Annotated in this window: 20 protein-coding genes; 12 read left to right on the top strand and 8 right to left on the bottom strand. The window is 73.8% G+C overall.

All coding sequences use genetic code 11. From position 1 onward, the window contains the following. Positions 1–105 precede the first annotated feature (105 nt). Positions 106–861, top strand: a complete 756-nt coding sequence (locus AB0I79_RS41550) for an SDR family oxidoreductase (protein WP_357885525.1) — start codon at positions 106–108, stop codon at positions 859–861. A gap of 81 nt (positions 862–942) precedes the next feature. Continuing rightward, on the top strand, positions 943–1944 hold the full coding sequence (locus AB0I79_RS41545) for an amidohydrolase family protein (protein WP_357885523.1): 1002 nt from the start codon (positions 943–945) through the stop codon (positions 1942–1944). A gap of 6 nt (positions 1945–1950) precedes the next feature. Here the strand turns inward: AB0I79_RS41545 and AB0I79_RS41540 are convergent, their stop codons facing one another. Beyond that, complete coding sequence (locus AB0I79_RS41540; protein WP_357885521.1) at positions 1951–4782, bottom strand: AAA family ATPase; 2832 nt, start codon at positions 4780–4782, stop codon at positions 1951–1953. 166 nt (positions 4783–4948) lie between these two features. On the opposite strand from AB0I79_RS41540, the gene AB0I79_RS41535 reads away from it, so the two are divergent. Further along, the gene (locus AB0I79_RS41535; protein WP_357885519.1) at positions 4949–7666 is read left to right on the top strand and encodes an AAA family ATPase; all 2718 of its coding nucleotides are present in this window, start codon (positions 4949–4951) and stop codon (positions 7664–7666) included. 36 nt (positions 7667–7702) lie between these two features. After that, entirely contained in the window at positions 7703–8431 is a 729-nt protein-coding gene (locus AB0I79_RS41530) for a hypothetical protein (RefSeq protein WP_357885517.1), read from the top strand. Positions 8432–8488: 57 nt separating this feature from the next. Here the strand turns inward: AB0I79_RS41530 and AB0I79_RS41525 are convergent, their stop codons facing one another. From AB0I79_RS41525 to AB0I79_RS41500, 6 genes are all read right to left on the bottom strand, one after another. Continuing rightward, entirely contained in the window at positions 8489–8908 is a 420-nt protein-coding gene (locus AB0I79_RS41525) for a lasso peptide biosynthesis B2 protein (protein WP_357885515.1), read from the bottom strand. Next, entirely contained in the window at positions 8905–9186 is a 282-nt protein-coding gene (locus tag AB0I79_RS41520; protein ID WP_357885513.1) for a lasso peptide biosynthesis PqqD family chaperone, read from the bottom strand. The genes AB0I79_RS41525 and AB0I79_RS41520 overlap by 4 nt, the downstream gene beginning before the upstream one ends. Then, on the bottom strand, positions 9177–10991 hold the full coding sequence (locus AB0I79_RS41515; RefSeq protein WP_357885511.1) for an asparagine synthase-related protein: 1815 nt from the start codon (positions 10989–10991) through the stop codon (positions 9177–9179). The genes AB0I79_RS41520 and AB0I79_RS41515 overlap by 10 nt, the downstream gene beginning before the upstream one ends. A gap of 206 nt (positions 10992–11197) precedes the next feature. Further along, entirely contained in the window at positions 11198–11323 is a 126-nt protein-coding gene (locus AB0I79_RS41510) for a lasso RiPP family leader peptide-containing protein (RefSeq protein ID WP_357885509.1), read from the bottom strand. A gap of 249 nt (positions 11324–11572) precedes the next feature. Further along, a complete protein-coding gene (locus tag AB0I79_RS41505; RefSeq protein WP_357885507.1) occupies positions 11573–12556 on the bottom strand; it encodes a hypothetical protein in 984 nt (327 codons plus the stop codon). A 125-nt stretch (positions 12557–12681) separates the two neighbouring features. Next, the gene (locus tag AB0I79_RS41500) at positions 12682–13518 is read right to left on the bottom strand and encodes a phosphotransferase (protein WP_357885505.1); all 837 of its coding nucleotides are present in this window, start codon (positions 13516–13518) and stop codon (positions 12682–12684) included. A gap of 573 nt (positions 13519–14091) precedes the next feature. On the opposite strand from AB0I79_RS41500, the gene AB0I79_RS41495 reads away from it, so the two are divergent. The 8 genes from AB0I79_RS41495 to AB0I79_RS41460 all read left to right on the top strand — a co-directional run bounded on the left by AB0I79_RS41495 (position 14092) and on the right by AB0I79_RS41460 (position 24906). Next, complete coding sequence (locus tag AB0I79_RS41495) at positions 14092–15471, top strand: serine hydrolase domain-containing protein (RefSeq protein WP_357885503.1); 1380 nt, start codon at positions 14092–14094, stop codon at positions 15469–15471. 39 nt (positions 15472–15510) lie between these two features. Beyond that, positions 15511–17112, top strand: a complete 1602-nt coding sequence (locus tag AB0I79_RS41490) for an ABC transporter substrate-binding protein (RefSeq protein WP_357885501.1) — start codon at positions 15511–15513, stop codon at positions 17110–17112. Positions 17113–17114: 2 nt separating this feature from the next. Beyond that, positions 17115–18119 (top strand): ABC transporter permease, encoded by a 1005-nt coding sequence (locus AB0I79_RS41485; RefSeq protein ID WP_357885499.1) that lies wholly within the window; start codon positions 17115–17117, stop codon positions 18117–18119. A gap of 1 nt (position 18120) precedes the next feature. Next, positions 18121–20049: a dipeptide/oligopeptide/nickel ABC transporter permease/ATP-binding protein gene (locus AB0I79_RS41480; RefSeq protein ID WP_357885497.1), complete on the top strand. Its 1929-nt coding sequence runs from the start codon at positions 18121–18123 to the stop codon at positions 20047–20049. Continuing rightward, positions 20046–20834, top strand: coding sequence for an ABC transporter ATP-binding protein (locus AB0I79_RS41475; RefSeq protein ID WP_357885495.1), 789 nt, complete (start codon positions 20046–20048; stop codon positions 20832–20834). Before AB0I79_RS41480 ends, AB0I79_RS41475 begins: the two co-directional genes overlap by 4 nt. Then, the gene (locus tag AB0I79_RS41470; protein ID WP_357885493.1) at positions 20831–22216 is read left to right on the top strand and encodes a serine hydrolase domain-containing protein; all 1386 of its coding nucleotides are present in this window, start codon (positions 20831–20833) and stop codon (positions 22214–22216) included. Before AB0I79_RS41475 ends, AB0I79_RS41470 begins: the two co-directional genes overlap by 4 nt. Before the next feature lie 115 nt (positions 22217–22331). Continuing rightward, positions 22332–23192 carry a GNAT family N-acetyltransferase gene (locus AB0I79_RS41465; RefSeq protein WP_357885491.1) on the top strand — a complete coding sequence of 287 codons (861 nt, stop codon included), beginning with the start codon at positions 22332–22334 and terminating at the stop codon, positions 23190–23192. A gap of 64 nt (positions 23193–23256) precedes the next feature. Beyond that, positions 23257–24906: a helix-turn-helix domain-containing protein gene (locus tag AB0I79_RS41460; protein WP_357885489.1), complete on the top strand. Its 1650-nt coding sequence runs from the start codon at positions 23257–23259 to the stop codon at positions 24904–24906. Between the two features lie 61 nt (positions 24907–24967). On the opposite strand, the gene AB0I79_RS41455 is transcribed toward AB0I79_RS41460, so the two are convergent. After that, positions 24968–25180 (bottom strand): hypothetical protein, encoded by a 213-nt coding sequence (locus tag AB0I79_RS41455; protein ID WP_357885487.1) that lies wholly within the window; start codon positions 25178–25180, stop codon positions 24968–24970. Positions 25181–25217: the final 37 nt, after the last annotated feature.

Below are 25217 nucleotides of genomic sequence, written 5' to 3'. Positions count from 1 at the left end.
CACCTGACCTGCGGGCGGACAGGTCAGGTGACGGAAGAAGGCGCGGCACCGGCCGGGCCACGATGGCCGCGGTCCCCGATCGACACGCAGGAAAGGACACATCCCATGCCCGACAACACGCTGAGGGGCAAGACCGTCCTGGTCACGGGCGGCGCGAAGAACCTCGGAGGGGCGATCTCGCGTGACCTCGCCGCCGCCGGGGCGAGCCTCGCCGTGCACTACCACCGCCGCGCCGACAAGGGCCTGGCCGAGGAGACCGTGGCCGCGTGCGTCGCGGCGGGCGCGGACGCGTTCGCGATAGAGGCCGACCTGACCTCGGTGGCCGAGATCCGCCGGGTGCTCGACGCGGTCGTCGAGCGTCAGGGCGCCCTGTACGCCACGGTGAACACGGCGGGCCTCGCCAGGGGCAACCCGATGACCGAGGTCGGCGAGGACGAGTACGACGCGCATTTCGCGGTCAACGCCAAGGCCGCGTTCTTCGTCATGGCCGAGACGGCCAAGCGGATCGAGGACGGCGGCCGGATCCTCACCTTCGTGTCGTCCCTGCTGGCCGCCTACACCGGCCGGTACTCGGTGTACGCGGGCAGCAAGGCCCCCGTGGAGCACTTCACCCGGGCGCTGTCCAAGGAGCTGGCGGGCCGCCGCGTCTCGGTCAACAACCTGGCTCCCGGCCCGATGGACACGTCGTTCTTCTGGGACGCGGCCGCGCCGGGCGAGGCCGAGTACTCCAGGACGCAGACGCCTCACGGGGAGCTCACGAAGGTCGAGCACGTAGTGCCGTGGGTGCGTTTCCTGCTCACCGACGGCTGGTGGCTCAACGGCCAGACCGTCTTCCTCAACGGCGGGTTCTCCACCCGCTGACCGCAGGCCACGCGGCGGCGCGGGACCGCCTCGGGGGCCTGCCCCGCGCCGCCGGCGACCAGAGAAGGAAAGAGAACGATCGTGAGCGAACGGACCCCTGCCGAGGGCCTCGTCGACGTGCACGCCCACTTCGTGACGGACGGCTACCTGGGCGCCGCCAGGGCGGCAGGTCACCTCCAGCCCGACGGCATGCCCGGCTGGCCGCGCTGGGACGCCGCGACCCACCTGGAACTGATGGACGAGTGGGGCGTGGCCACCTCGATCCTGTCGATCTCCTCGCCCGGCGTGCACTTCGGCGACGACCGGGCCGCCCGCGCGCTCTGCCGGGAGGTCAACGACGCCGGCGCGCGGGTGGCACGCCGGTACCCGGGACGGTTCGGGCACTTCGCCTCCCTGCCCCTGCCGGACGTCGAGGGTGCCCTGGCCGAAGCCGCGCGCGCCCTCGACGAGCTCGGCAGCCACGGCCTGGCCGTGCTGAGCAACGCCGGCGGCGCCTATCTCGGCGCCGTCCGGTTCGCCCCGCTGTGGGCGGAGCTCGACCGCCGCGGCGCGGTCGTGTTCGTGCATCCCACGTCGCCGTGCCACGACCCGGTCCCGCGGCGGCCGCGCCCGATGATGGAGTTCGTCTTCGATTCCGCGCGCGCCGCCGCCGACCTGGTGTTCAACGGGGTCCTCACCCGCTGGCCCCGGATCCGGTGGATCTTCACCCACGGCGGCGGCAGCCTGCCGCTGCTCGCCGACCGCATGGAGCTCTTCCGCACCGTCTTCCTGGACAGGGACGGCCAAGGACTCCAGAGCGGCCGCCCCGACGTCCCGGCGGTCCAGCAGCAGCTCGCGGGGCTCTGGTGGGACCTGGCGGGCACGCCGTTCCCCCACCAAGTCCCCGCCCTGGTGAGCGCGTTCGGCAGCCGGCGGATCCTCTACGGCAGCGACTACTGCTGGACGCCGCCCGCCGGCACCGCCGCGCAGGTCGCGTCCATCGACGAGGCGCCGCAACCGCCCGGCACCACCTGGCGGGCGCTGACGACCAGCAACGCCCTGCGGCTGCTGCCCGCCCTCGGCACCGGTGCCGCGTCCGGTTAGCGCGCCTCAGTCGCCGCCGAGATCCGCCAGGCGGAGCTGGCCCCGGGAGGTGATGCCGAGCTTCGGGAAGATCCGGGAGAGGTGGAAGCCGACGGTCCGGTGGGACAGGAAGAGCTGCGTGCCGATCTCCCGGTTGGTCATCCCGCTCGCGGCCAGCCTGGCGATCTGCAGTTCCTGCGGGGTGAGCCGGTCCAGCGTGTCGGGCGCCGGCCGGCCGACCGCCTCGCCCGCGGCGCGCAGCTCGGCCCGAGCGTCCTCGCTGAACGCCGCGATGCCGAGCGCGTCGAAGCTCTCCATCGCGGCCCGCAGCGGCGGGCGGGACTCCAGCAGGCGGCGCCGGCGCCGCAACCACCGGCCGTAGGCCAGCAGGAGCCGCGCCCGGTGCAACGGCCAGCGCGACAGCCCGCTGTCCAGAGCCTGCTGGTAGAGGGGCTCGGCTGCGTCGTCGGGGGCGACGAGCGGGCGGGCGTAGGCGGCCATGGCCCGCAGGAACGGGGAGGTCGTCCGCTCCGCCAGGGCGTCGAGCGCGGCGAGGTGGCGTTCCGCCTCCTCGTCCCGGCCGGTGCGGACCGCCGCCTCGATCAGGTCCGCGATCCCCAGGTAGCCCACGTACGGGTGGTAGGCCACGTCGGACGGGTCCAGGACCCGGGCGAACTGCTCGAACGCGTCGCCGTGCTGGTTGTTGACCAGGGCGTGCCGCCCCCGGGCGAACTGGGCGAAGCCGAGGATCGACTGGGCGCCGACCGAGAGCAGCTCCGCCTCCGTCGTCCGGATGAGCTCGTTGGCGCGCTCCTGGTCGCCGCGCTCGCTGGCCAGCGTCGCCAGGGCCAGGTCGGCCACCAGCGCCCAGCGGAGCCGTCCGGTGTCGCGGGACAGCCGGGCGGCCTCGTCCGCCGCGCTCTCCGCCAGCCGGTGCTTGCCGAGGTGGACGGCCGCCCACGCCTGGGAGGCGAGGGCCTCGCCGAGCAGCCCGAGCCGGCCCTGCCGGCGCAGGCCGTCCACGGACGCGCACAGGAACGGCCAGGAGAGGTCGAAGGCCCAGATGGCGGTCAGCGAGGCGCCCAGCGCGTGCTGCTCGGCGGGGTCGGCGACGGACTCGGGGACGACCTCCGGCATCTCGCCGAGAACCCACGCCGCCTCCTTCACCGGGTCCGCGCAGGCGGCGATGGACAGCACCATGGGGTCGCCGTCGCCCCTCCCGAGGCGCCGCGCCGTCTTGACCACGAGGTCGCGGGTCTCCTGGGCGGGGTTGCCGTACCAGCAGCCGATGGACAGCGGCCACAACGCCCTGAGCGCGAGCGCGGCGCCGTCGCTCTGGCTGCCGGCGAGCTGGTCCGCCACGTCGGCGAAGACGCGCACCCGCTCCGGGCTGTACCAGCTCTCCTCGTTGAGGGCCTCCGTCCACAGGATGAGGCGGAGCCGTTCCCCTTCCGCGAGCCTCGACGACCTGGCCTCGGCGAGCTTCCGGCGTGCGGCGGCCGCGTCGCCGAGCTCGAAGTCGATCTCCGCGGCACGCAGCAGGAGGCGGCCCCGGCTCCCGTCCGCGGCGCTCAGCAGCGCCGCCCGGCGCAGGGCCACGGCGGCGGCGCGCGGCGCTCCCCTGTCGAGTGCCTTGCGCGCGGCCGCCTCGAGCTCGAGCGCGGCGTCGTCGTCAGGGCCGGGGGAGGCGGCCGCGCGGTGCCAGGCCCGGCGTTCCTGGTGGCCGTCCAGCGCCGCCGCCAGCGCGGCGTGCGCGGCCAGCCGTCTGGACGGGGTGGCGGCCTGGTAGAGGGCGGAGCGGATGAGGGGGTGGCGGAAGCGCACGTCGTAGCCGTCCAGCTCGATCAGCCGGGCCTGGACGGCGGGCTCCAGCGAGCCGATCGAGAGGGGTGTGCCGTCCAGGAGCTCCGCGGCCCTGAGGATCTCGGCGAGGTCGCCCTCGTCGTCGGCGGCGGCGATCAGCAGGATGGTCCTGGCCGCGGCCGGCAGGCCTGCGGCGCGGGAGAGGAACGTGCGCTCCAGGCGGCGGGTGATCGGCAGCCACGGCGCCGACGCCTGGCGGACGCCGTCCCCGCTCAGCGCCGCGGGCAGCTCGGCCAGCGCCAGCGGGTTGCCGGCGGCCTCGGCCAGCAGCCGATCGCGGACGGCCTGGCCGAGCCCGGGAGCGCGCGCGGCGAGCAGCGCGCCCGCCGCGTCGTCGTCGAGCTGCGTCAGCGCCAGCTCGGGCAGGCCCGCGTCGTTCAGCACGGTGTCGTGCCCGTCGCGCACCGCGAGCAGCATGACCGCCCGCTCGGTGTCCAGCCGTCTGGCGACGAAGGCCAGGACCTCGCCGCTCGGCCCGTCGACCCACTGGGCGTCGTCGACGACCAGGACGACCGGCGCCGTCTCGGCCAGGCCGCTGATCAGCTCCAGCGACGCCAGCCCGACCGAGAACAGCTCCGGCGCCACGCCCTCGGCCAACCCGAACGCCGCGAGCAGCGCCTGCCGCTGCCGGGGGATCAGGGCCGGGGCCCGGTCGAGGACCGGCCGGAGGAGCTGGTGCAGCCCGGCGAAGGGGACCGACGCCTCCGACTGCACGCCGACCGCCGACAGGGCGCGGGCGCCCTGCCTGACGGCGGCGTCCCTGGCCGCGCCGAGCAGGGCGGTCTTCCCGATGCCCGCCTCACCGCGCAGCAGCAGGGCGCCCCCTGCCCCGGCCAGGCCGCGGGAGGTCAGGTCCGACAGCAGCCGCAGCTCGGGGTCGCGCCCGTAGAGCCGCGTGCCGGCTTCCCGTCCGCGCTCCTGCGGCCTGCCGCCGGCACCCGCCGGGGGCGTCACGAGACCGTCCGGCGCGGTGGTCCTGCCGGTTGTCGCGGGCATCGCGTTCCTCCCTCTCCGCCTGCTCGGGCCATGCCGAATGCCCGAGCGGCCGGTCATCAGAGTGACGCTACGAGCCGCACGGCCCGCGCCGCATCGGTCATGTGACCATCGCGCGGCTGCCCGGCCGCATCAGGGGAGGTCAGAGCGGGTCGTTAGCCTGTGCAGCGTGGGACTCATCGGACGGGACCGGGAGATCGGCCGGCTCAACGGGCTGATCGCCGCGGTGGGCGAGGGCGGCGCGTCACTGCTGCTGCGGGGCGAGCCGGGCATCGGCAAGTCGGCCCTGCTCAGGCAGGCCGCCGCGGTCGCGCGCGGGGCCGGCCTGCGCGTCCTGGCCACGGCCGGCGTGGAGGCCGAGGCGCACCTGCCGTACGCCGGGCTGCACCAGCTCCTGCGGCCGGTGCGCGACCACTTCGACGTGCTGCCGCCCAGCCAGCGCGGGGCGCTGCGGGCGGCGCTCGGCATCGTCGAGGCGACCGCGCCGGAAGGCTACCTCGTCGCCCTCGCCGTGCTGAACCTGCTCGCCGAGACCGCCGAGGCCGGCCCGGTCGTGCTGATCGCGGAGGACGCGCACTGGCTCGACCCGTCCACCGCGGGGGTGCTGGCCTTCCTCGGCCGGCGGTTGGAGTCCGAGCCGATCCTGCTGCTCGCCTCGGCCCGCACCGGCATGGCGACGCCGCTGGACGGGGCTGGACTGCCGGACCTGGTCGTCCCGCCGCTGTCCGAGCAGGACGCCGCCGCGCTGCTCGACGCCCACGCGGGCGACCTGCCCGCCGCCGTGCGCGGGCGGCTGCTCGCCGAGGCGCGGGGCAACCCGCTGGCGCTGATCGAGCTGCCTGCCGCGGTGGACGGCACCGGCGACACCGCCGTCCTCACCGGGCCGTGGCTGCCGCTCACGGCCAGGCTGGAGGAGGCGTTCACGCGGCGGTTCGCCGCGCTCCCGGAGGCCACGCGGGCCGTGCTGGAGGTCGCCGCGCTCAACGACAGCGCGGACCCGCACGAGGCGCTGGCCGCCACGCGCGCGCTCACGGGCCTGCCCGTCACGGCCGCCGACCTCGCGCCCGCCGTCGAGGCCCGCCTCCTCAGCGACGACGAGAGCCGGACGGCGTTCCACCACCCGCTCATCCGCTCCGCCGTCCACCAGGCGGCGGGCGCCGCGCGGCGCCGCGACATCCACCGGACCCTGGCCGGAGTGCTGGCCGGCCAGCCGGACCGGAGGACGTGGCACCTCGCGGCCGCCAGCGACCGGCCGGACGAGGAGATCGCGACCGCGCTGGAGGCGGTCGCGGCCCGGGCACAGCGCCGTGGCAGCGGCGCCGCGGTCGTCGCCGCTCTGGAGCGGGCCGCGCGGCTCAGCGTGGATCCGGACCGGCGGGCCGACCGGCTGCTGCGCGCCGCGGACGGCGCGGTCGAGCTCGGCCACCCGGAGATCGTCGACCGGCTTCTCGACCAGGCGGGGAAGCTGGAGCTGTCACGGGAACGGCGGGCGCGCCTGGCCTGGATCAGGGCCGCGTTCGACGACGGCCTGCGCGGCGGGAGCATGGACGCCTCGGCGCTCGCGGACCTCGCCGAGTCCGTCGCCTCCGACGGGGACACCGACCTCGCGGTGCGGATCCTCTGGAGCGCCGCGCTGCGCTGCTTCTGGACCGAGCCCGGCATGCCTGCCAGGAACCGGATCGTCGAGGTGGCCGAGCGGCTCCCGCTCGATCCGCTGGACGCGCGGTTGATCGCCATCCTCGGTTACGCGGCCCCCGTCGCCCGCGGAGCGGTGGTCATCGAGCGCTCGCAGCGGCTGCTCGCGCGGTCCGTCCCCGACCCGCGGACGGCGCGGCTCGTGGGCAGCGTCGCGGTGCTCGTCGGCAGCTTCGACGTGGCCATCGCGCAGTCCGCCGCGTCGCTGGCCGGCCTGCGCGAGCAGGGGCGCCTGCAACTGCTGGCCCGCGCGCTCGCGGCTCAGGCGTGGGCGGCGGCGCAGCTCGCCGACCTCACGGTGGCGCTGCCCGCGGCCGAGGAGGCGGGCAGGCTGGCCGAGGAGACCGGCCAGCCGTTCCTGCTCGGCCTCGTCCTCGCCACGCAGGCGAAGATCGCCGCGCTGCGCGGCCTGTTCGACCAGGCCGACGAGCTGGCGGCCGAGGCGGAACGGCTCGGCACCCGGGTCAGCGCCCGCAACGTGCTCGCCACGGCCCAGCACGCGCGGGCACTCGCGGCGCTCGGCTCGGGCGACTACCCGCAGGCGCTCGCCCGGCTCCTGCGCATGCACGACATCACCGATCCGGCGTACCAGCTCGCCCTGAGCTGCCACACGGTGGCCGACCTCGCCGACGCGGCCCGGCGTGGCGAGCGTCCCGGCGACGCGGCCGGCGTGCTCGCCCGGATGGAGGCGGCGGCGCGGACCACGACGTCACCGTCCCTGCACGACGGGCTGCGGCTGGCCAGGGCGGTGCTCGCGGACCAGGACGAGGCCGAGGACCTGTTCCGCGCGGCGCTCGCCGCGGACCTGACGCGGCGGCCCTTCATGCGGGCGCGCACCGAGCTGGCCTACGGCGAGTGGCTGCGCCGGCAGCGCCGCGCCGCGGAGTCCCGGCAGCACCTGCGCGCGGCCCGGGACACCTTCGACGCCCTCGGCACGTCCCCGTGGGGCGAGCGGGCCCGGCGGGAGCTGCGCGCCGCCGGCGAGCGCAGCAGCGAACGGCAGGCCGCCACCAGCGAGCTCCTCACCGCGCAGGAGCTGCAGATCGCGCAGATGGCCGCCGAGGGGCTGACGAACAGGGAGATCGGCAAGCGCCTCTACATCTCGCACCGCACGGTGGGCGCGCACCTGGCGAAGATCTACGCCAAGCTGGGCGCCACCTCCCGCGTCCAGTTGCACAACGCGCTCCGGTAGCGCCGCATCTCCTCTCACCCCCTAAGATCCCGCTCTATGATCATGCGTTTATCCGCCGGCGCGGCCATGGGCCTGGCCCTCCTCTCCGCCCCTGCGCTCGCCGAACCGGTCAAGGGCGCTCCCGACCTGACCCACAACGCCCTCTACAAGGCGGCCAAGCTGCCCAAGGTGGCCTGCAAGCTGAACAAGGGCACGAGCAGCGCCTCCACCAAGAAGTACGTCACCACCCTCGTCGGCTGCCTGAACAAGGCGTGGAAGCCGGCCATCAAGGGCTTCGCCCCGGTCAAGGTGGTGTTCAAGGACGCCGACGACAAGGAGTCCTGCTCCACCGGCATGGACGTGACCGGCTCCTTCTCCGAGATCTGCGCCACGCAGATCCGCGTCCGGCTGGCCGACGACTGGATCAAGGCCAAGAACGACGTGGCCGTGTTCACGTCCATCGTGCGGACGTGGGGCGGGGTGGTGACCGGGCAGACCGGCATCGGGCGGGCGTGGTGGGCGCTGGAGAACGACGCGTCCGAGGCGGTCATGAACGAGCACAACCGCCGCTACTACCTGCAGATCGACTGCTTCTCCGGCGTGTCGGCCAAGGCGGTGGGGCGTCAGGTCAAGGACTGGAAGCCCGTCATCAAGGTGCCGGAGTTCTGGAAGAACAGGTTCCAGGGCAAGACCGAGAACCGCCGCTACTGGCTCGACAAGGGGTACAAGGCGGGCAAGCCGGGCGCTTGCACCACCTGGACGGCGAGCTCGTCCCGGGTCGCCTGAGCCGGCGGCCGGAGCGATCGGCCCCGGCACCCGCTCGACGCGATGCGGATCACGCCGTCACCCCTCGGCACCGACCGGGGCGACGACGATGGTGCGGTGGTGCTGGACGGGTGGCTCGCCGATGGGACGACCGTCGGCCTCGATCCAGGCGTGCGCGGCGAACGGGTGGACGCGCACGCCGGCGCACCACGTGGGCCAGGTCCCGCGCAGGCGGCACAGCAGGGCCGCGGCGATGGAGCGGGGCAGGCAGCCCTGCCCGGCGCAGGAGAGGCTGACGGCGATGACGGCGTCCCGGGCGGCCCTGGCCTGTGGGGCGGTGGCCGGGACGGCGCCGCGGCGGGCGAACGTCAGCACCGCGCGGATCCGCCCCGGCGGCAGGCGGGCGATCAGGTGCGCGACGGCCACCGCGGCCAGCGCAGGAAGACGGCGGTGCCGGCTGAGACGGGGCCGGTCTGCGGGCACCATGGGCACGCTCATCGCGCCTGCTCCCCGTCGGCGGTCTCGACGATGAGGTTCGCGGCGCGCAACCGCTCGACGAGCGCGGCGATGTCCGCCTCGGCGGTGGGCGTCGCGTCCGGATAGGTGCGCACGAGCTCGCGGGCGGCCCCGGCCGGGCCGTGCCCCGCCAGCAGGCTGCGCAGGACGAGCGTGGCGGTGGCGTTGAGCTGGCGGTAGCGGCCGGTGCGCTCGTCCAGGAGCACGGCGACCTCGTCGATCGGGGTGAGGGTGACACCGGGGTGAAGGCTCACACGCACGACTCCTCCTGTGCGGGGTGGGCGAGCAGGGCTCGCAGCCAGTTCTCGGTGGCGATGAAGACGTCAAGCGCCAGCACGCCCGGCCCGCCCTCCGCCGGGGTGCGTACGCAGGCCCGTCGCAGGGCGGCGGCGTCGGCCAGGCCGCGCTCCACCAGCAGCGAACCGTCGAGCAGGGCCAGGAGCTGGTCACGGTGGCGGCGCAGGCCCTGGTAGATGTCGGCCGAGAACTCGCCCTTGGTGGTGCGTTCGAGGCATTCGGCCGGCATGACCGGGCGCATCGCGGCCCGGGTGAGCGGCTTGTAGGCGCCGGGCGCCGCCCGCTGGTCCAGCCGTACGGCCAGGCAGGCGGCGACGACGTGGTCGTCCAGGAAGGGGGCGTGTACGGTGGCGCCCACGCGGCCCGTCATGATCTGCGCGCCGTCGACGGAGGCGGCGATGGAACGGACGCTCGACAGGCTCAGGTGCTGGGCGCGCAGGGGAGAGTACGGCTCGGCCGAGCACGTGACGAGCTGCCGGCGGACCGCGTCCTTGGCGGCCTCGCTCGTCCAGTCGGGCAGGCGTAGCGGGTGCTCCCAGCCGAAGTCCGGCCGGAAACGGGACAGCGGCGCGCTGAGCGTCCGCGCCTGATCGGCCAGCCACGCGGCGTAGGGACGCCGGTCGGCCAGCTCGCGGATGCTCGCCCACAGCGGCCAGCGGGTTCGGGACCGCTGCTCGCGCAGGTGGGGCCAGAGCGCCGCCGGGTGGCGGCGAGCCAGGTCGTGCAGGTAGCAGGCGGGCAGCAGGGTGACCTCGTCACCGCCGTGCCCGGTCAGGCGCACGGCCGCTCCTCGCCTGGCCAGCAGCGCCGAACTCGCCAGATCGCGGGCCAGCGCGCGCAGCCACCGCGTCGGCTCGTCCAGCCCGGGAACGACCTCGGCCGCTCCGGCGAACCACTTGGGCAGGTTGCCGGACCGGGCCACCTCGTGCTCGCCGGGCAGGTGCGCCCGCGCCCGGGCCGCCCACTGCGGGTCGTCATGTTCGGGATCGTCGATGGCCAGCGCGAGCGTGATCAGCTTCGCCGACCGCTGCCCGGCCGTCGCGGCGGCGAGGAAGCTGACCGGCGTGGAGTCCAGCCCGCCGGACAGGTCGCTGGCCACCACCGCGCCCTCGCCGATCCGGGCGGCGACGGCCTCCTCAAGGGCCGCCCTCACCACGGGAGCGCCCTCCTCCAGCGGCATCTCCGGCTCCGGCGCCCGCCACCAGGAGCGCAGCCGTACCCCGTCCGCGTCGATGTGGGCCGCCTGGCCGGGCGGCACCATGGCGACCCCTTCCCACAGCGGTTCGGCCAGCGCGGGCGGAACCATCATCAGCAACCGCATCGCCAGAGCCTGCTCGTCCACCGCCGCCCCGGTCAGCGCGGCAAGCAGCGCCGCCCGGCCGGATGCGACCACCGCCCCGCCGGTCCGCGCGTAGTACACCCGCCGCATGCCGGAGGCGGTGCCCTGCACCCGGACCTGCCCGCCCACGACGGCGACCAGATGGAAGCTGCCGGGCAGGGCCGCGGCCACCGCATCGGTGTCCGCCAGGCACCCGAGCTGCGCCGCCGTCCGCCGCAGCCGGCCGGCGGTGACCGGACACGTGCCGATCACCGCCAGCCGCGCGTGGCCGACCTCCGCCGTGACGATCTCGCCCGGCGAGGCGGCCAGCAGACAGGGACGGCCGGACGCGTAGCTCAGCACGACTGTGCCGTGCAACGTCTCAGTGAGGGCTTCGCCCGCGGCGCTGTCGGGCAGCACCGCGAACTCCCCACCGCTCAGCTTACGCACCGGACTCCTCGTCTCACCCGAAGTAGAACCACCCGTCCAGGTGCGGGCCCGCCGAACCGCAGGTCAGCTCTCCGAACTGTCCGATGTCGAGCATCCGCGGGGGTTCGTACGACTCGTTACCGATCATGACTGGTGCCTTTCTCCTGGGATGTGATGGCTGCGCGGACCCGCACCGGGTCCTGCGGGACTCGATGGGCACGGTGGCCTCAGCCCGGGTAGTAGTAGATCCCGTCCATGTTGAGCATTCCGTAGCCGCGGGTCAGCTGCCCGAACTCGCCGATCTCGATCAGCTGTGGGGTTTCGTACGGCTCGTTGCGCTCGTTGTCGATCACGACAGGTCCTTTCGTCCGTGCGGCCGATCGCCGCGTCACCGCCAGTGAAGACCCGCGCTCGCGGTGTCCAACAGGGGCCGGGACGAGCTCAGACGCACTCAGACCGGCACGGACGGGCTCGGACGTGCCCGGACGGGTTGGCCGGCCGGCTGAGCAGCCCAACCGATTCGGCCCCGAACGGCCGTTGACCGTTCGGGGCCGAATCCATGGCGGTTGAGCCACGAGCGACCTGCGCGCTCCCCTGCTTGCCTACGTCGTGACCTGATCCCGATAGCCGCCCGTCAGCGGCTCCTGGCCACTCAGCGTGATCTCACCGCTCTCGAACCGCTGACCCGTCACCTGGTAGCTCGCCCTGGCGGCGCCGGGGTCCGTGGCGTCGTAGTCGACCGTGAAGGCCCATTCGCAGGTGAAGAACTTGTGGAACTTGTTCGGCGCGACCTCCACGACGGCGTGGGTGACGAAGGTGTCCCTGATGGTGATGCCACGAAGCTTCTGCCCCTTGGCCCAGACCTTCGGAAGACCCCATCGCGGCGCGTCGTTGGGCGCCACGGCCGTCGGCGCGCCTGGGGCGATCGGCGCGTACACGCCCTTGTACCAGGGCCGCTCGCTGGTGTCCAAGGCGTTGGTGAACCTGTTGCTGACCGTCACGCCCTCGTAGGTGGCGACCCGGTCGCTCGTGGCGAACTGCAGGATGCCCAGCTTGGAGGCGCCCCTGAAGTCCTTCTCCGTCCGCAGCCCGGCGGCCATCTCGAACAGCCCCATGCCGACCTCGATCACGTCCGTCTGGTACCGGTAGCCGCCCAGCAGGCCGGCCACGTTCGCCCGCTCCTCGAAGACCGGCTGCCGGACGAGGAGGAGCGGCGTGGCCAGGAGCAGCGTCTGCCCCGCCACCGCGTCCTTGTGATCGAGCGAGAGCCCGCCGCTCATGCACTCCTGCAGGAACGTCGCGATCTCGAACGACTCATCGCCGATGTTCGCGACATAGGCGTCGAGCTTCTCCTTCCACCAGTCCCCCAGCTCCCGGATCTCCGCGGCCTCCGCGAGCGCCTTGCGGATCTCCCGCATCGTGGCCGTGAGAGGGAAGTCGGGCGCCGAGACGGCGTTCAGCAACGCCACCACGAACTGCTCGTCCCCACTCAGCCCGGAGACGTCCACGAACTTCTGTAACTGCTCGACCGTCTGCTTGTCGGGCGCCATCTCGTAACGCTTGGCGTACTCGAGCGCTGAGAACATCGTCTCCCCCTGCCGCCGCAACCGCCTGTGCGGTTGTCCGAGTGTGCAGAGGGAGCCTCCGCCGCCCCTGATACCTCTCACTCTGAGCACGTGCTCGCCCGCGAAAGCCGGTGGATCGGTGCTCCTTACCGTCGCCCGCCGAACCGGCCGCCACCCGCCGCGAAGCGCACCACCTCGTCGAAGGTCGCGACGTCCGGCAAGGCCGTCAGCACGTTCATGAGGCGCTCCTCGGCGTCGGCGTGGTGCTCGGCGTAGGTGTCGTCCAGCGCGAGCCGCGCCTGCGCGGCGACGAAGTTGACGCAGCTCGCGGCCTGCATGGCGAACGAGCGGTCCGGTTCCGGTACCGCGGTTCCGCCCGCCGCGCGGTACGCGGCCATCGTCCTGCCGATCGCGGCCCCGTCGACGCCGCCGGCGGTGAACCAGCGCAGCAGGGCCATGGCCAGCTCCCGGTCGGCGCACCCGGCGCCGGTGTCGTCCCAGTCCAGCAGGACCCAGCCGCGATCCGTGACCACCACGTTGGAGCACTGGACATCCAGGTGACACATGATCCGGTCGTCCGGATCCGAGGGCGTCACCAGCGACGCCAGCCGCCGCAGGCCGGGCAGCGAGGCGGCGAGCTGCTCCTGCCACGGCTGGCGCGCCGCCGCGGTGCCCGCCAGGCGGTCCCAGTCCACCTCCTCGACGGTCTCGTACCAGGGATCCGGCGGGTCCGGCGCCGCCAGGGCCAGTCCGTGCAGGCGCGCCAGCAGCTCCCCCAGGCGTTCCGGGGTTCCCGCCTCGTCCGGGCGGGCCGCCGGGCCCTCCTGCCAGTCATAGAGGCGGACGCCGCTGCCGCCCAGGGCCGCCGGCAGGTGCCCCACCAACCCGCCGCCCGAAGTGGGGACGTTGCGCGGGGAGCGCACCCCGGCAGCGGCCGCCGCCTGCTGGAACGCCGCGCCGCGGGCCACGGCCCGCTCGTCCAACGCCCCACAGATGCTCCTTGACGGCGTAGGCCGCACCGCCGGCTGTCAGGCGCCAGATCCGTCCCATCGCCCCGCGGCCGACCGGAGTGACGTCCGCACCGGCCGCGTCCAGCCCGAAGAGGTCGCACAGCGCGGCGGGCAGGAGACGCTCGGCGAGCAGTTCCCGGCTCAGCGGTGCGCGGTCGCCCATCATCAAGCCCTTCGTGTCGGTGGCATGGGGAACCGGGGCGGCCGGAGAGCGTGGTTCGCGGTCAGCGCGTCATCCACCTCCCGGCGCAGGCCCTTGACCTCGGCCGGCCCAGCAGCCCGCGCCGCACGCAGAAGCCGTGGGTGCCGAAGAAAATCGGCGTCGTGCGCGATCTGCTCATGTCGGTCGATGCTCATCTTGTCACCATTTCCGGGTTGGACATCCCCCGAAGCGTCTCCCGCTGGGTGGACGCGGCCGGAATGCGGAGCCTCGCCGGGCCTCGTACGCGACCTGGAGGGCTGTTGTCGGATCGGACAACCTCGACCGGGCCGGGTTGTCCGATCGGCTGAGTACGGCGACAGGGGTCGCCTTCTAGCCTCAGCGGCATGATGTCGCCGGAAAGTGTGCAGAGCTGGCTTGACGAACACTTCGCACGGATCGTGGCCGAGCGCGGGGTACCGGGCGCCTCGGTCGCCGTTCTCACCCAGGGCCAGGTGCTCACCGCCGCCGGCGGTGTCCTGAGCAGGGCCACCGGCGTCGAGGCGACCACCGGCTCGGTCTTCCAGATCGGCTCGATCACCAAGCTGTGGACCAGCGCCCTGGTCATGCAGCTGGTCGACGAGGGCCTGGTCGACCTCGACGCGCCGCTGCGCGCGTACCTGCCGGAGTTCCGCGTCGGCGACGAGGCCGCGGCCGCCGCGATCACCACCCGGCAGCTGCTGTGCCACGTCGCGGGCTTCGAGGGCGACATCTTCACCGACACCGGCCGGGGCGAGGACGCGATCGAGAAGTACTTCGCCTCGATCCACGACATCCCGCAGCTCTTCGCGCCAGGAGAGGTCTTCTCCTACAACAACACCGGCTTCGTGGTGCTCGGCCGCCTGGTCGAGGTGCTGCGCGGCAAGCCGTTCGACGAGGTGCTGGCCGAGCGGCTGGTCGCGCCGCTCGGGCTCACGCACGTCGCGCCGAGCCCGTACGAGGCGATCCTGCACCGGGCCGCCGTCGGCCACGTGCCGGGCGAGGACGGCGCGACGGTTCCGGCGCCGACCTGGGCGCTCGCCCGCTCCAACGCCCCGGCCGGCTCGATGCTCGCCATGACCCCGCGCGACCTGCTCGCCTTCGTCGCCATGCACCTGGCCGGCGGCACCGCGCCGGACGGCTCCGCCGTGCTCCGGCCCGGCACCGTGGCCTCCATGTGGCAGCCGCAGGTGAAACTGCCCCGGCTCGCCGGCATGGGCACCGCGTGGGGGCTCGGCTGGGAGATCGAGGAGCACGACGGGCACACCGTCATCGGCCACGACGGCGGGACCATCGGCCAGGCGGCCTTCCTCCGGGTCGCGCCCGAGCACGGCGTCGCGATCGCGCTGCTGACCAACGGCGGCGACGTCTTCGGCATCTTCACCGACGTGCTGGCGCACCTGCTCAAGGAGCTCACCGGCGTCACCCTGCCGGGCCGCCCGGTGCCGCCGGCCGAGCCCAGGGCGATCGACCCGGCCCCCTACTTGGGCCGCTACTGCGACACGATCTACGACATCACCGTCAGCCAGGACGCCGACGGCGCGATCTGGCTCGACCGGGTGCCCAAGGACATCATCGCCGAGATCGGCGAGCAGCCGATGCGCACCCGGCTCGTGGCCTTCGAGGGCGACTCGCTGATCTCGCTCGAGCCGGTCCGCGGCATCCACCTCGTCTTCGCCTTCATCGGCCGCGACGACGCGGGCCTGGCGAAGTACCTCCATTACGGCCGTGTGGTCGCCCGCGCCTGAGACCTCCCGCTCACCCCCTCCGGAAACAAGGACCCACGCATGACCCCCACCCGCACGAGGGCCCTCGCGGCGCTCGCCTTGACACTGACCGGTTCGGTCGGCCTGGCCGCCTGTGGCAGCCAGGCGCCCGGCCCCGCCGGCTCGGGCGCCTCCGCCTCCTACGCCAACGGCAAGACCTTCACGCTCAACCTGGCCTCGGACCCGGGCGCCCTCGACCCGCAGGGGTCGGCGACGAGCGCCCTGTTCGGCCTGACGCGGTTCGCCTACGACAACCTGGTGGCCGTCGCGAAGGACGGCTCGATCCAGCCGCAGCTGGCCGCGTCGTGGACCGTCGACGGCACCACGGTCACCCTCCGGCTGAAGGACGGGGTCACCTGTGCCGACGGCACGGCGTTCACGGCGCAGACGGTGGTCGACAACATCACGTACGTGGTGAACCCGGACAACAAGAGCCCGTTCCTGGGGGTCTTCATCCCGGCCGGGACGACCGCCTCCGCCTCGGGTTCGACGGTCACCCTCAAGCTCGCCGCGCCGGCCCCGTTCGTGCTGACCGCACTCGCGAACCTGCCGATGGTGTGCGACGCCGGCATGAAGGACCGCTCCACCCTCAAGGCCGGCACGAACGGCACCGGCCCGTACGTCCTCACCGAGGCGGTCCCGTCGACCCGGTACACCTACGAGCTGCGCAAGGGTTACACATGGGGTCCCGGCGGCGCCAGCACGGCCGAGGCGGGCATGCCGGCCAAGGTGGTCGTCAAGATCGTCGCCAATGAGACCACGTCCGCCAACGAGCTGCTGGCCGGCACCATCAACGCCGTCCAGATCACCGGCCCTGACGCCGGCCGCCTGGCCGGGGCGGGCCTGGAGTCCGTGGGCATGCAGGCGCTGATCGGCGAGCAGTGGTACAACCAGGGCGACGGTCACGCCACCGCCGACCCGGCCGTGCGCATGGCGCTGACCCAGGCGCTCGACCTCAAGCAGCTCCAGGTCGCGCTGACCTCCGGCAAGGGCGCGCCCCCGACCCAGCTGGCCGCCCTGGAGCCGCTCGGCTGCGCAGGCGACGCCGTGACCGGCCACGTGCCGTCCTTCGACGTCGCCGCCGCCGGAGCCGCCCTCGACGCCGCCGGCTGGACGAAGGGCCCGGACGGCATCCGCGTCAAGGACGGCAAGAAGCTCTCGCTCACCTTCATCTACCCGAACTCGCTCGGCACCGGCGGAGGGGCCGCCGCCGAGCTGGCGGTGGCGGCGTGGAAGGCGGCCGGGATCGAGGTCGCGGCCAAGCAGCAGACCCAGACCGAGGCGTCCGGCGCCGTCTTCGGCACCGGCGCCTGGGACATCGTCTGGATGCCGCTCAACGTCAGCACCCCCGACCAGGTCATGCCGTTCGTCTCCGGCACCACCGCCCCGAAGGGCACGAACTTCGCCTCCATCGACAACGCCGGCTACCTCGCCAGCGCCACCAAGGCGATGCGCGCGAACGGCGCCGAGGGCTGCAAGGACTGGTTCGCCGCCGAGCAGGCGCTCTACAAGGCGGCCGACGTGGTGCCGTTCGCCAACAACGTGGTCCCGACGTTCGTCAAGGGCGCGAAGCTCTCCATCGTCGGCAGCATCGTCCCGACCAGCATCCGGATGCTCGGTTGACGATGAAGACCCCGACGACGGCCGCGCCCGGCCTCGGCGGCCGGGCGGCCGGGCTGTGGTCGCACCCGTGGTTCCGCTTCGCGCTGCGGCGGACGAGACGGCTGCTGCTGGCCTTGTGGGTCCTGGTGACCGCCTCGTTCCTGATGATCCACCTGGTCCCGGGCGACCCGGTGCGGGCCGCGCTCGGGCCGACCGCCCCCGCGGACCTGGTGCAGGCCACGAAGGAGGAGCTCGGCCTGCTCGACCCGCTCTGGCAGCAGTACGCCGGCTTCCTCGGGCGCCTGCTCCAGGGCGACCTGGGCGTCTCGATCACCAGCAGGCTGCCCGTAGGCGAGATGATCGGCCAACGGCTGCCGGCGACCGTGCAGCTCGCCGTGGCCGCGTTCGTCCTGTCGCTGGCCGTCGCCGTGCCGGTGGGCGTGGTGATGGCGGTCATCACGCGGCGGGGGAAGGGCCGGCGCACGGAGCTGGCGTTCACGGGGACGAGCGTCGTGCTGAGCGCGATCCCCGACTTCCTGCTCGCCGTCGGCCTCGTCTACCTGCTGGCGGTGCAGACCAGGCTCTTCCCGGTGGCGGGCCTCGACGACATCGGCTCGTACGTGCTCCCGACGCTCGCGCTGGCGATCGGGCCCGCGGCGGTGCTCTCGCGCATCGTCCGCGTCGAGATGCTCACCGTGATGGAGGCCGACTACATCCGGACGGCGCGGGCCAAGCGGCTCACCCCCGTACGGGTGCAGCTCGTGCACGCCCTGCCGAACGCCGTGACGGCGAGCCTGACGCTCGGCGGCATGCTGCTGAGCTCCCTCGTGGCCGGGACGGTGCTGGTGGAGAACGTCTTCGCCTGGCCAGGTCTGGGTTCCACGATCGTCTCCTCGATCGTCGCCAAGGACTATCCCCTGGTGCAGGGCACCGTCCTGGTCTACGGCGTCGGGGTGCTGCTCATCAACACCCTCGTCGACGTGCTGCTCGCGCTGCTCGACCCCCGTTCGACGATCGGAGCCGCCTGAGATGCGAGCGGCACACCTCCTGCGCCGTCCCGTGGGGCTGGCCGGGTTCGGCCTGCTGGTCATCGTCCTGTCGGTGGCGGCGCTCGGGCCGCTCCTGTGGGGCGACCGGGCGACGGTCGTCGACACGGGCAACCTGCTCGCCGGCCCGTCGGCCGAGCACTGGATCGGCACCGACAACCTCGGCCGGGACCTGTTCTCCCGGGTGCTCGTGGCCACCCGGCTCTCGATCGTGCTGGCGCTCGGCGCGACGGCGATCAGCATCGTGCTGGGCCTCGTCCTGGGGGCCGCGCCGATGCTGGCCGGGCCGCGGCTGGGCCGCCTCGTCACGTGGGCCGTCAACGTGCTGGTGGCCTTCCCCGGTCTGCTGCTCGTGCTCTTCTTCGCCGTCGTCTTCGGCGTCGGCGAGCGCGGCGCGGCGTTCGCGGTGGGGCTCGCCGGGGCGCCGTCGTTCGCGCGGCTGTGCCACACGCTCATCGCCGGAATCTCGGAGCGGGACTACATCGCCGCGGCCCGGATCGCGGGCGTGAGCCGGCTTCGCATCCTGCGCCGCCACGTGCTGCCGAACATCGCCGAGCCGCTCATCGTCAACGCGACGATGAGCGCCGGCGGGGTGCTGCTGTCGTTCGCCGGGCTCTCGTTCCTGGGACTGGGCGTCCAGGCCCCGTCCTACGACTGGGGCAAGCTCATGCAGGACGGGCTCAACGGCATCTACACCAACCCCCTCGCCGCGCTCGGGCCCGGCTTCGCCGTCATCGTCGCCGGGCTGGCGTTCAACCTCACGGGCGAGGCCCTGGCGGCCGCCTTCGGCCTCGGCGACGTCCCCGGCACCGCCCGCCGGAGCCGGATCAGGACCGCCGCCGGCCAGACCCTCGCACCCGCCGTGACAGCGCCCGCCGTGACGGCGCCAGTCGTGACAGCGCCCGCCGAGGGCACGATCCTGTCGGTGGACGACCTGCGGGTGACGATCCCCGGCGCGGGCAACCCCATCCACGCGGTACGCGGCGTCACCTTCGCCGTCCGGGACGGCGAAGCCGTCGGCGTCGTCGGCGAGTCCGGCTCTGGCAAGTCGATGACGGCCCTGGCGGTGGCCAGGCTCCTCGAGGAGCCGATCCGCGTCGAGGCGGGCCACCTGGCCTTCGCCGGGGAGGATCTCCTGGCCGCCGGAGACTCCGCGTCCCTGCGCAAGCGCCTCGGCACGTCGCTGGCCGTGGTGTTCCAGGACCCGATGACGTCCTTCAACCCGGTGCACCGGGTCGGGCCGCAACTGGCCGAGGTGAGCCGCTTCCACCAGGGGCTGAGCCGCAAGGCGGCCTTCGCCCGCGCGGTCGACCGCCTCCGCGCGGTCAGGATCCGCGAGCCCGAGCGGCGCGCCAGGCAGCACCCCTTCGAGTTCTCCGGAGGCATGCGCCAGCGGGCCATGATCGGCATGGGTCTCATGGGGACGCCGCGGCTCATCATCGCCGACGAGCCGACCACCGCGCTCGACGTCACGGTCCAACAGCAGGTCCTCGGCCTGCTCGCCGAGGTGCGCCGCGACACCGGCGCCGCCCTCCTGCTCATCAGCCACGACGTCTCGGTCGTGACCGACGTGTGCGACCGCGTCCTCGTCATGTACGCCGGCCGCATCGTCGAGGAGCTGCCCGCGCGGGGCCTGCGGACGCTGGCCCGGCACCCGTACACGCGGGCGCTCGTCGCGGCCGTGCCGGACATGGAGACCGACCTGACCAGGCCGCTCGCCGTCATCCCCGGGCTGCCGGCCGATCCGGCGCACGTGCCGGCCGGCTGCGCCTTCGCGGCCCGCTGCCCGCTCGCCGACGACCGCTGCAGGTCGGTCGAGCCCGTGCTGGAGGCCGACACGGCGGGCAACCGGGTGGCGTGCCACAAGGCCGGGCAGCCCTTTCCCGCCCGCACCGAGGAGGTGACCGCGTGAGCGTGCTCGGCTTCCACGACGTCCGCGTACGGTACGGCTCGCACACCGTGCTGAAGGACGTCAGCCTGGAGGTCGGCGACGGCGAGATCGTGGGCCTCGTCGGCGAGTCCGGCTCCGGGAAGTCGACCATGGCGCGGGCGGCCGTCGGCCTGGCGCCCGTGACCGGCGGCCGGATCCTGCTGGACGGCCGCCCGGTGCCGAGCCGGGGCCGCGTGCGTCCGGTGCAGATGGTCTTCCAGGACCCGTACTCCTCGCTCGACCCCCGCATGACCGTCGGCGAGAGCATCGCGGAGGCCATGCCCGGACGCCTGGGCAGGCAGGCCCGCCAGGCGGAGATCGCGCGCCTCCTCACGCTGGTCCACCTGGACGCGGCCCGGGCCGGCGACCTGCCCGGGCGGCTCTCCGGCGGACAGCGCCAGCGAGTCGCGCTGGCCAGGGCGCTCGCCGCCCGGCCCGAGGTGATCCTCGCCGACGAGATCACTTCGGCGCTCGACGTCTCCGTCCAGGGCGCGGTGCTCAACCTCGTCCGCGACATGCGGCGCGACCTGGGCCTGTCCATGCTGTTCATCTCCCACAACCTGGCGGTCGTCCGGTACGTCGCCGACCGCGTGGCCGTGATGCACAACGGAGAGATCGTCGAGCACGGCCCCACCGCGCAGGTGCTCGGCACGCCCCGGCACGACTACACCCGCCATCTCCTCGCCGCACTCCCCGGAGCGGCGCGCCGGACACCCGGGGACCCAGGCGCGACGCCTCTCATCCCGATCTCGAAGGAGCAGACATGACCATGGCCATCGACCAGGCCCACTGGCAGAGCCGCCTTGACGAGCTGGCGAGCAAGCACGGCGTCCCCGGCGCCCAGCTGGGGATACTCCGGCTCGGCGCCGGCGGCGACGAGCTCGTCACCGCCGCGACGGGCGTGCTGCACGCCGGCACCGGCCAGCTGGCCGGCACCGACTCGGTCTGGCAGATCGGCTCGATCTCCAAGGTGTGGACCGCGACCGTGATCATGCAGCTCGTGGACGAGGGCCGGTTCGCCCTCGACACCCCCGTGGCGGAGATCGTCCCCGCGTTCGAGCTGCGCGACCCGGGGACCACCGCGGCCGTGACCGTCTGGCACCTGCTCACCCACACCAGCGGCATCGACGGCGACCTGTTCACCGATACCGGCCGGGGCGACGACGCGCTGGAGAAGTACGTCGCACTGCTGGCCGACACCGCGCAGAACCACCCGATCGGCGCCACCTGGTCCTACTGCAACGCGGGATACTCGCTGCTCGGCCGGATCATCGAGGTCGCCACCGGCAAGACCTGGGACCAGGCGATCAAGGAGAAGCTGTTCGCCCCGCTCGGCCTGACCCGCACCACGACCCTGCCGGAGGAGGCGATGGTCTTCGCGCACGCGATGGGCCACGTCAAGGGGGGCGAGGAGCCCGTGGTCGCGCCGGTGTGGGGCCTGCCGCGCTCGGTCGGCCCGGCCGGCCTGATCACCTCGACCGTCGCCGACGTGCTGGCCTTCGCCCGGATGCACCTGACCGGCGGGCTCGCCGCCGACGGCACGCGCGTGCTGAGCGAGGAGAGCACCGCGGCGATGTCGGCGTACCAGACCGACTGCCCCGAGAAGCACCTGCTCGGCGACTCGTGGGGCCTCGGCTGGTTCCGCTGCGACTGGAACGGCCACCGGGCCTACGGCCACGACGGCAACACCATCGGCCAGGCGGCGTTCCTGCGCGTCCTGCCGGAGGCCGGCGTCGCGGTCGCGCTCGCCACCAACGGCGGCGGCACCCGCGATCTCTACGCCGGCCTCTACGACGAGATCTTCAGCGAGCTCACCGGGGTGAAGCTGCCAGCGCCGTTCGAGCCGCCGGCCGAGCCGGTGACGGCGGACCTGGCGCCGTACGCGGGCACGTACGAGCGCGAGTCGGTGCGCATGGAGGTGTTCGAGGAGGACGGCAAGCCGATCCTGCGCACCACGCTGATGGGGCCCCTGGCCGAGCTCGAGGGTGAGCAGGTGGAGACGTACGAGCTGGTCCCGGTCTCGCCGGGCATGTACGCCGTCCGGCCCGAGGGCATGGAGTCGTGGGCTCCGGTGACGTTCTACTCGCTGCCCACCGGCGAGGAGTACGTCCACTACGGCGCCCGCGCGACCCCCAAGAAGCTCGGCTGACCGTGCCGGTCACCTCGCGTGGCTCCCTCGGCCTCCGGCCGCTGCTCGCCGGCCGGCCGCCCGGCCGCACGGTGCCGCTGCGCGAGCCGATCGCCGAACTCCTGGAGGAGCAGGCATGAGCATCGAGACTTCCGGCGGGCGGAGCCTGGGCGTCGAGGCTTCCGCCGTCGGCCTGGCGGCGCGGGACGCGGCGCGATGGGCCGCGGAGGCGGGCGTGGCGGTCCGGGAGCTCCGGGACCTCGACGAGGCCCACGCCGTGATCGCCCTGCTCGTCGAGATCTGGGGCCGTCCCGACAACCCCCTGATCACGGTGGAGTTCCTGCGGGCGCTGACGAAGGCCGGCAACTACGTCGCCGGCGCCTACGACGGCGGCCGGCTGATCGGGGTCTGCATCGGCTTCCACGAGGAGCCTGCGGCCCGCACCCTGCACAGCCACATCGCCGGGGTGGCGCCGGGGCTGGCCGGCCGCGGCACCGGGATGGCGCTCAAGCTCCACCAGCGCGCGTGGGCGCTCGCCCGCGGCATCGTCGCGGTCGAGTGGACCTTCGACCCGCTGGTCAGCCGCAACGCCTACTTCAACATCGTCAAGCTGGGCGCGCTGCCGGTGGAGTACCTCCCCAACTTCTACGGCGCGATGCACGACGCGATCAACGGCGGCGACGACACCGACCGGCTCCTGGTGCGCTGGGAGCTGCTCTCGCCGCGGGTCCGCGCCGCCTGCTCGGGAACGCCCCGCGAACGGCCGCTGGACGGCCCGTCGAACAGGCGGGTCGCGGCGCCGGCCGACATCGAGGCGCTCCGCGTCCACGACGCGGCCGCCGCCCGGGGCTGGCGCCACCGGCTCCGCGACGAGCTGGAGCCGCTGATGGCCGCCGGTGGCCGCGTCGTCGACTTCGACCGCGAGCTCGGCTACCTCGTCCAGCTCGCCGGCCCCGGTGCCCGCCCTGACCCCGAACAGATCCGGAGAACGCCATGAAGTGGCTCGTCCTCTGATCGTCGGACGATCCGACCGTACGGCTCGGCCTCCTATACTGCGGGGCGTGAGCCAGCGTCCCCGTGCCAGCCTCGGCCGGGTCTTGGACGATCTGGGGACCACCCTTCTCGAGCTGGTCGCCGGTGACGTCGACCAGCGCGAAGAGATCAGCGGACTCGTCATCCACGACCCGCTCGACGAACCCGTGCTCGGGCCGCGCTCGCTGGTGCTCGGAATCGGCGTCGACCCGTCCGGCGACACGCTGCCCCGGCTGCTCGGCACGCTCGGCGACCACGACGCGGTGGGCCTGGTCGTCCGGGCGCCCGTCGCCCTGACCCCGCAGGTGCGGGAGGCGGTCGCGAAGAGCGGCGTGGCGCTGATCGGCCTGCGCCGGGGCGCCACGTGGGCGCAGCTCACCGCGCTCATCCGGTCGATGCTCGCCGAGGGGGACATCGGCGAGCACGAGCACGAGTCGCTCGGCGGGCTCCCGTCCGGCGACCTCTTCGCGGTGGCCAACGCCGTGGCCGCGCTGCTCGACGCCCCCATCACCATCGAGGACCGCAACTCCCGCGTGCTCGCCTTCTCCGGCCGCCAGGACGAGGCGGACGCCTCCCGCGTCGAGACGGTCATCGGCCGGCAGGTCCCCGAGCGGTACGCCGCCCGCCTGACCGAGCTGGGCGTCTTCCGCGACCTCTACCGCTACCAGCGGCCGGTCGTCGTCACGCCGCAGGATCTCGGCTACGACGGGATGACGGTGCAGCGCGTCGCCATCGCGGTCCGCGCCGGCGACGAGATCCTCGGCTCGATCTGGGCCGCCATGGACGGCGACCTCGACAGCGAGCGTACGAACGCCCTGCTCGACGCCTCGAAACTGGTCGCGCTGCACCTGCTGCGCATCCGCGCCGGCGCCGACGTCCGGCGGCGGCTGCGCGCCGACCTGATGGTGACGGTCCTGGAAGGCGGCGCGGGCGCGCGGGACGCGCTGGCGCGGCTCGGCCTGTCCGGCCGCACCCTCGTCATCGTGAGCGCGGCCCTGCTCACCGGCGACGACCACGCCTGGGCCGATCACGCCCGCGCCGACCACGGCAGGGCCGCCGAACTCGAACGGCTCGCGGACGCCCTGTCGGTCCACCTGTCGGCGGCGGTGCCGTCCGCCGCCGTGGCGGCCGTCGGCGGCACGGTCTACGGCCTGCTGCCCGTGATCGTCCCGACCGGCAACCCGGAACAGCGGGCCGTGCGCCTGGCCTCCGACTTCGTGGACCGGGTCGGCGGCAGCCTTCCCGCGATCGTCGCGGTCGCCCCGGCGGGGCCGGACATCAGCGGCATCGTCCACGGGAAGGCGCAGGCCGACCGGGTGCTCCGGGTGATGCGGGAGGGCCACACCGCTCTGCGGGTGGCCCGGCTCGACGACGTCCAGACGCTCGCCCTGGTCCTGGAGCTGCGGGACCTCGCGGCGGCGCGCGGCGAGCGGCCGGTCGGCGCGATCGCCCGCCTGATGGAGTACGACGAGCGCAACAACGCCGGCCTTGTCCAGTCGCTGGAGGCCTGGCTGGACGCGCTCGGCGACGTGGGCAAGGCGGCCGCCGCGCTCTTCATCCACCCCAACACGCTGCGCTACCGGCTCAGGCGGGTCGCCGAGGTGGGCGAGATCGACCTGGAGGACCCGGAGCAGCGCTTCGCGGCGATGCTGCAGCTGCGGATCCTGGCACCCCGTTAGGGGCCGCCCGCGCGGTCCGGCGTCCCGCCGCGGTTTGCGAGCGCCAACGGCCTGATGTCATCTAATCCGCGGACCGCAGAAGCATCGCCTCCACCTCCGGCCCGGCATCGGCCGAGCACACGTAGGTGGAGGTTCCGGTCGCCGGATCGACGTAGTACAGCGTTGCACGCTTGCCGCATCTCGAGCACCAGGCGGCAGACTCGCCGCCGAGCTCAGCCAGTCCGACCTTGATCTCCGGAATAAGAAATGCCATGCGAGAAGCGTAGATCGGCATGGCCAAGACACCCGTGGTGACCGTGTGTCTTGCCGAA

This window comes from Nonomuraea sp. NPDC050202, assembly GCF_040656115.1.
Taxonomy (GTDB): Bacteria; Actinomycetota; Actinomycetes; order Streptosporangiales; family Streptosporangiaceae; genus Nonomuraea.
This window is presented reverse-complemented; position numbering and strand designations above follow the sequence as displayed.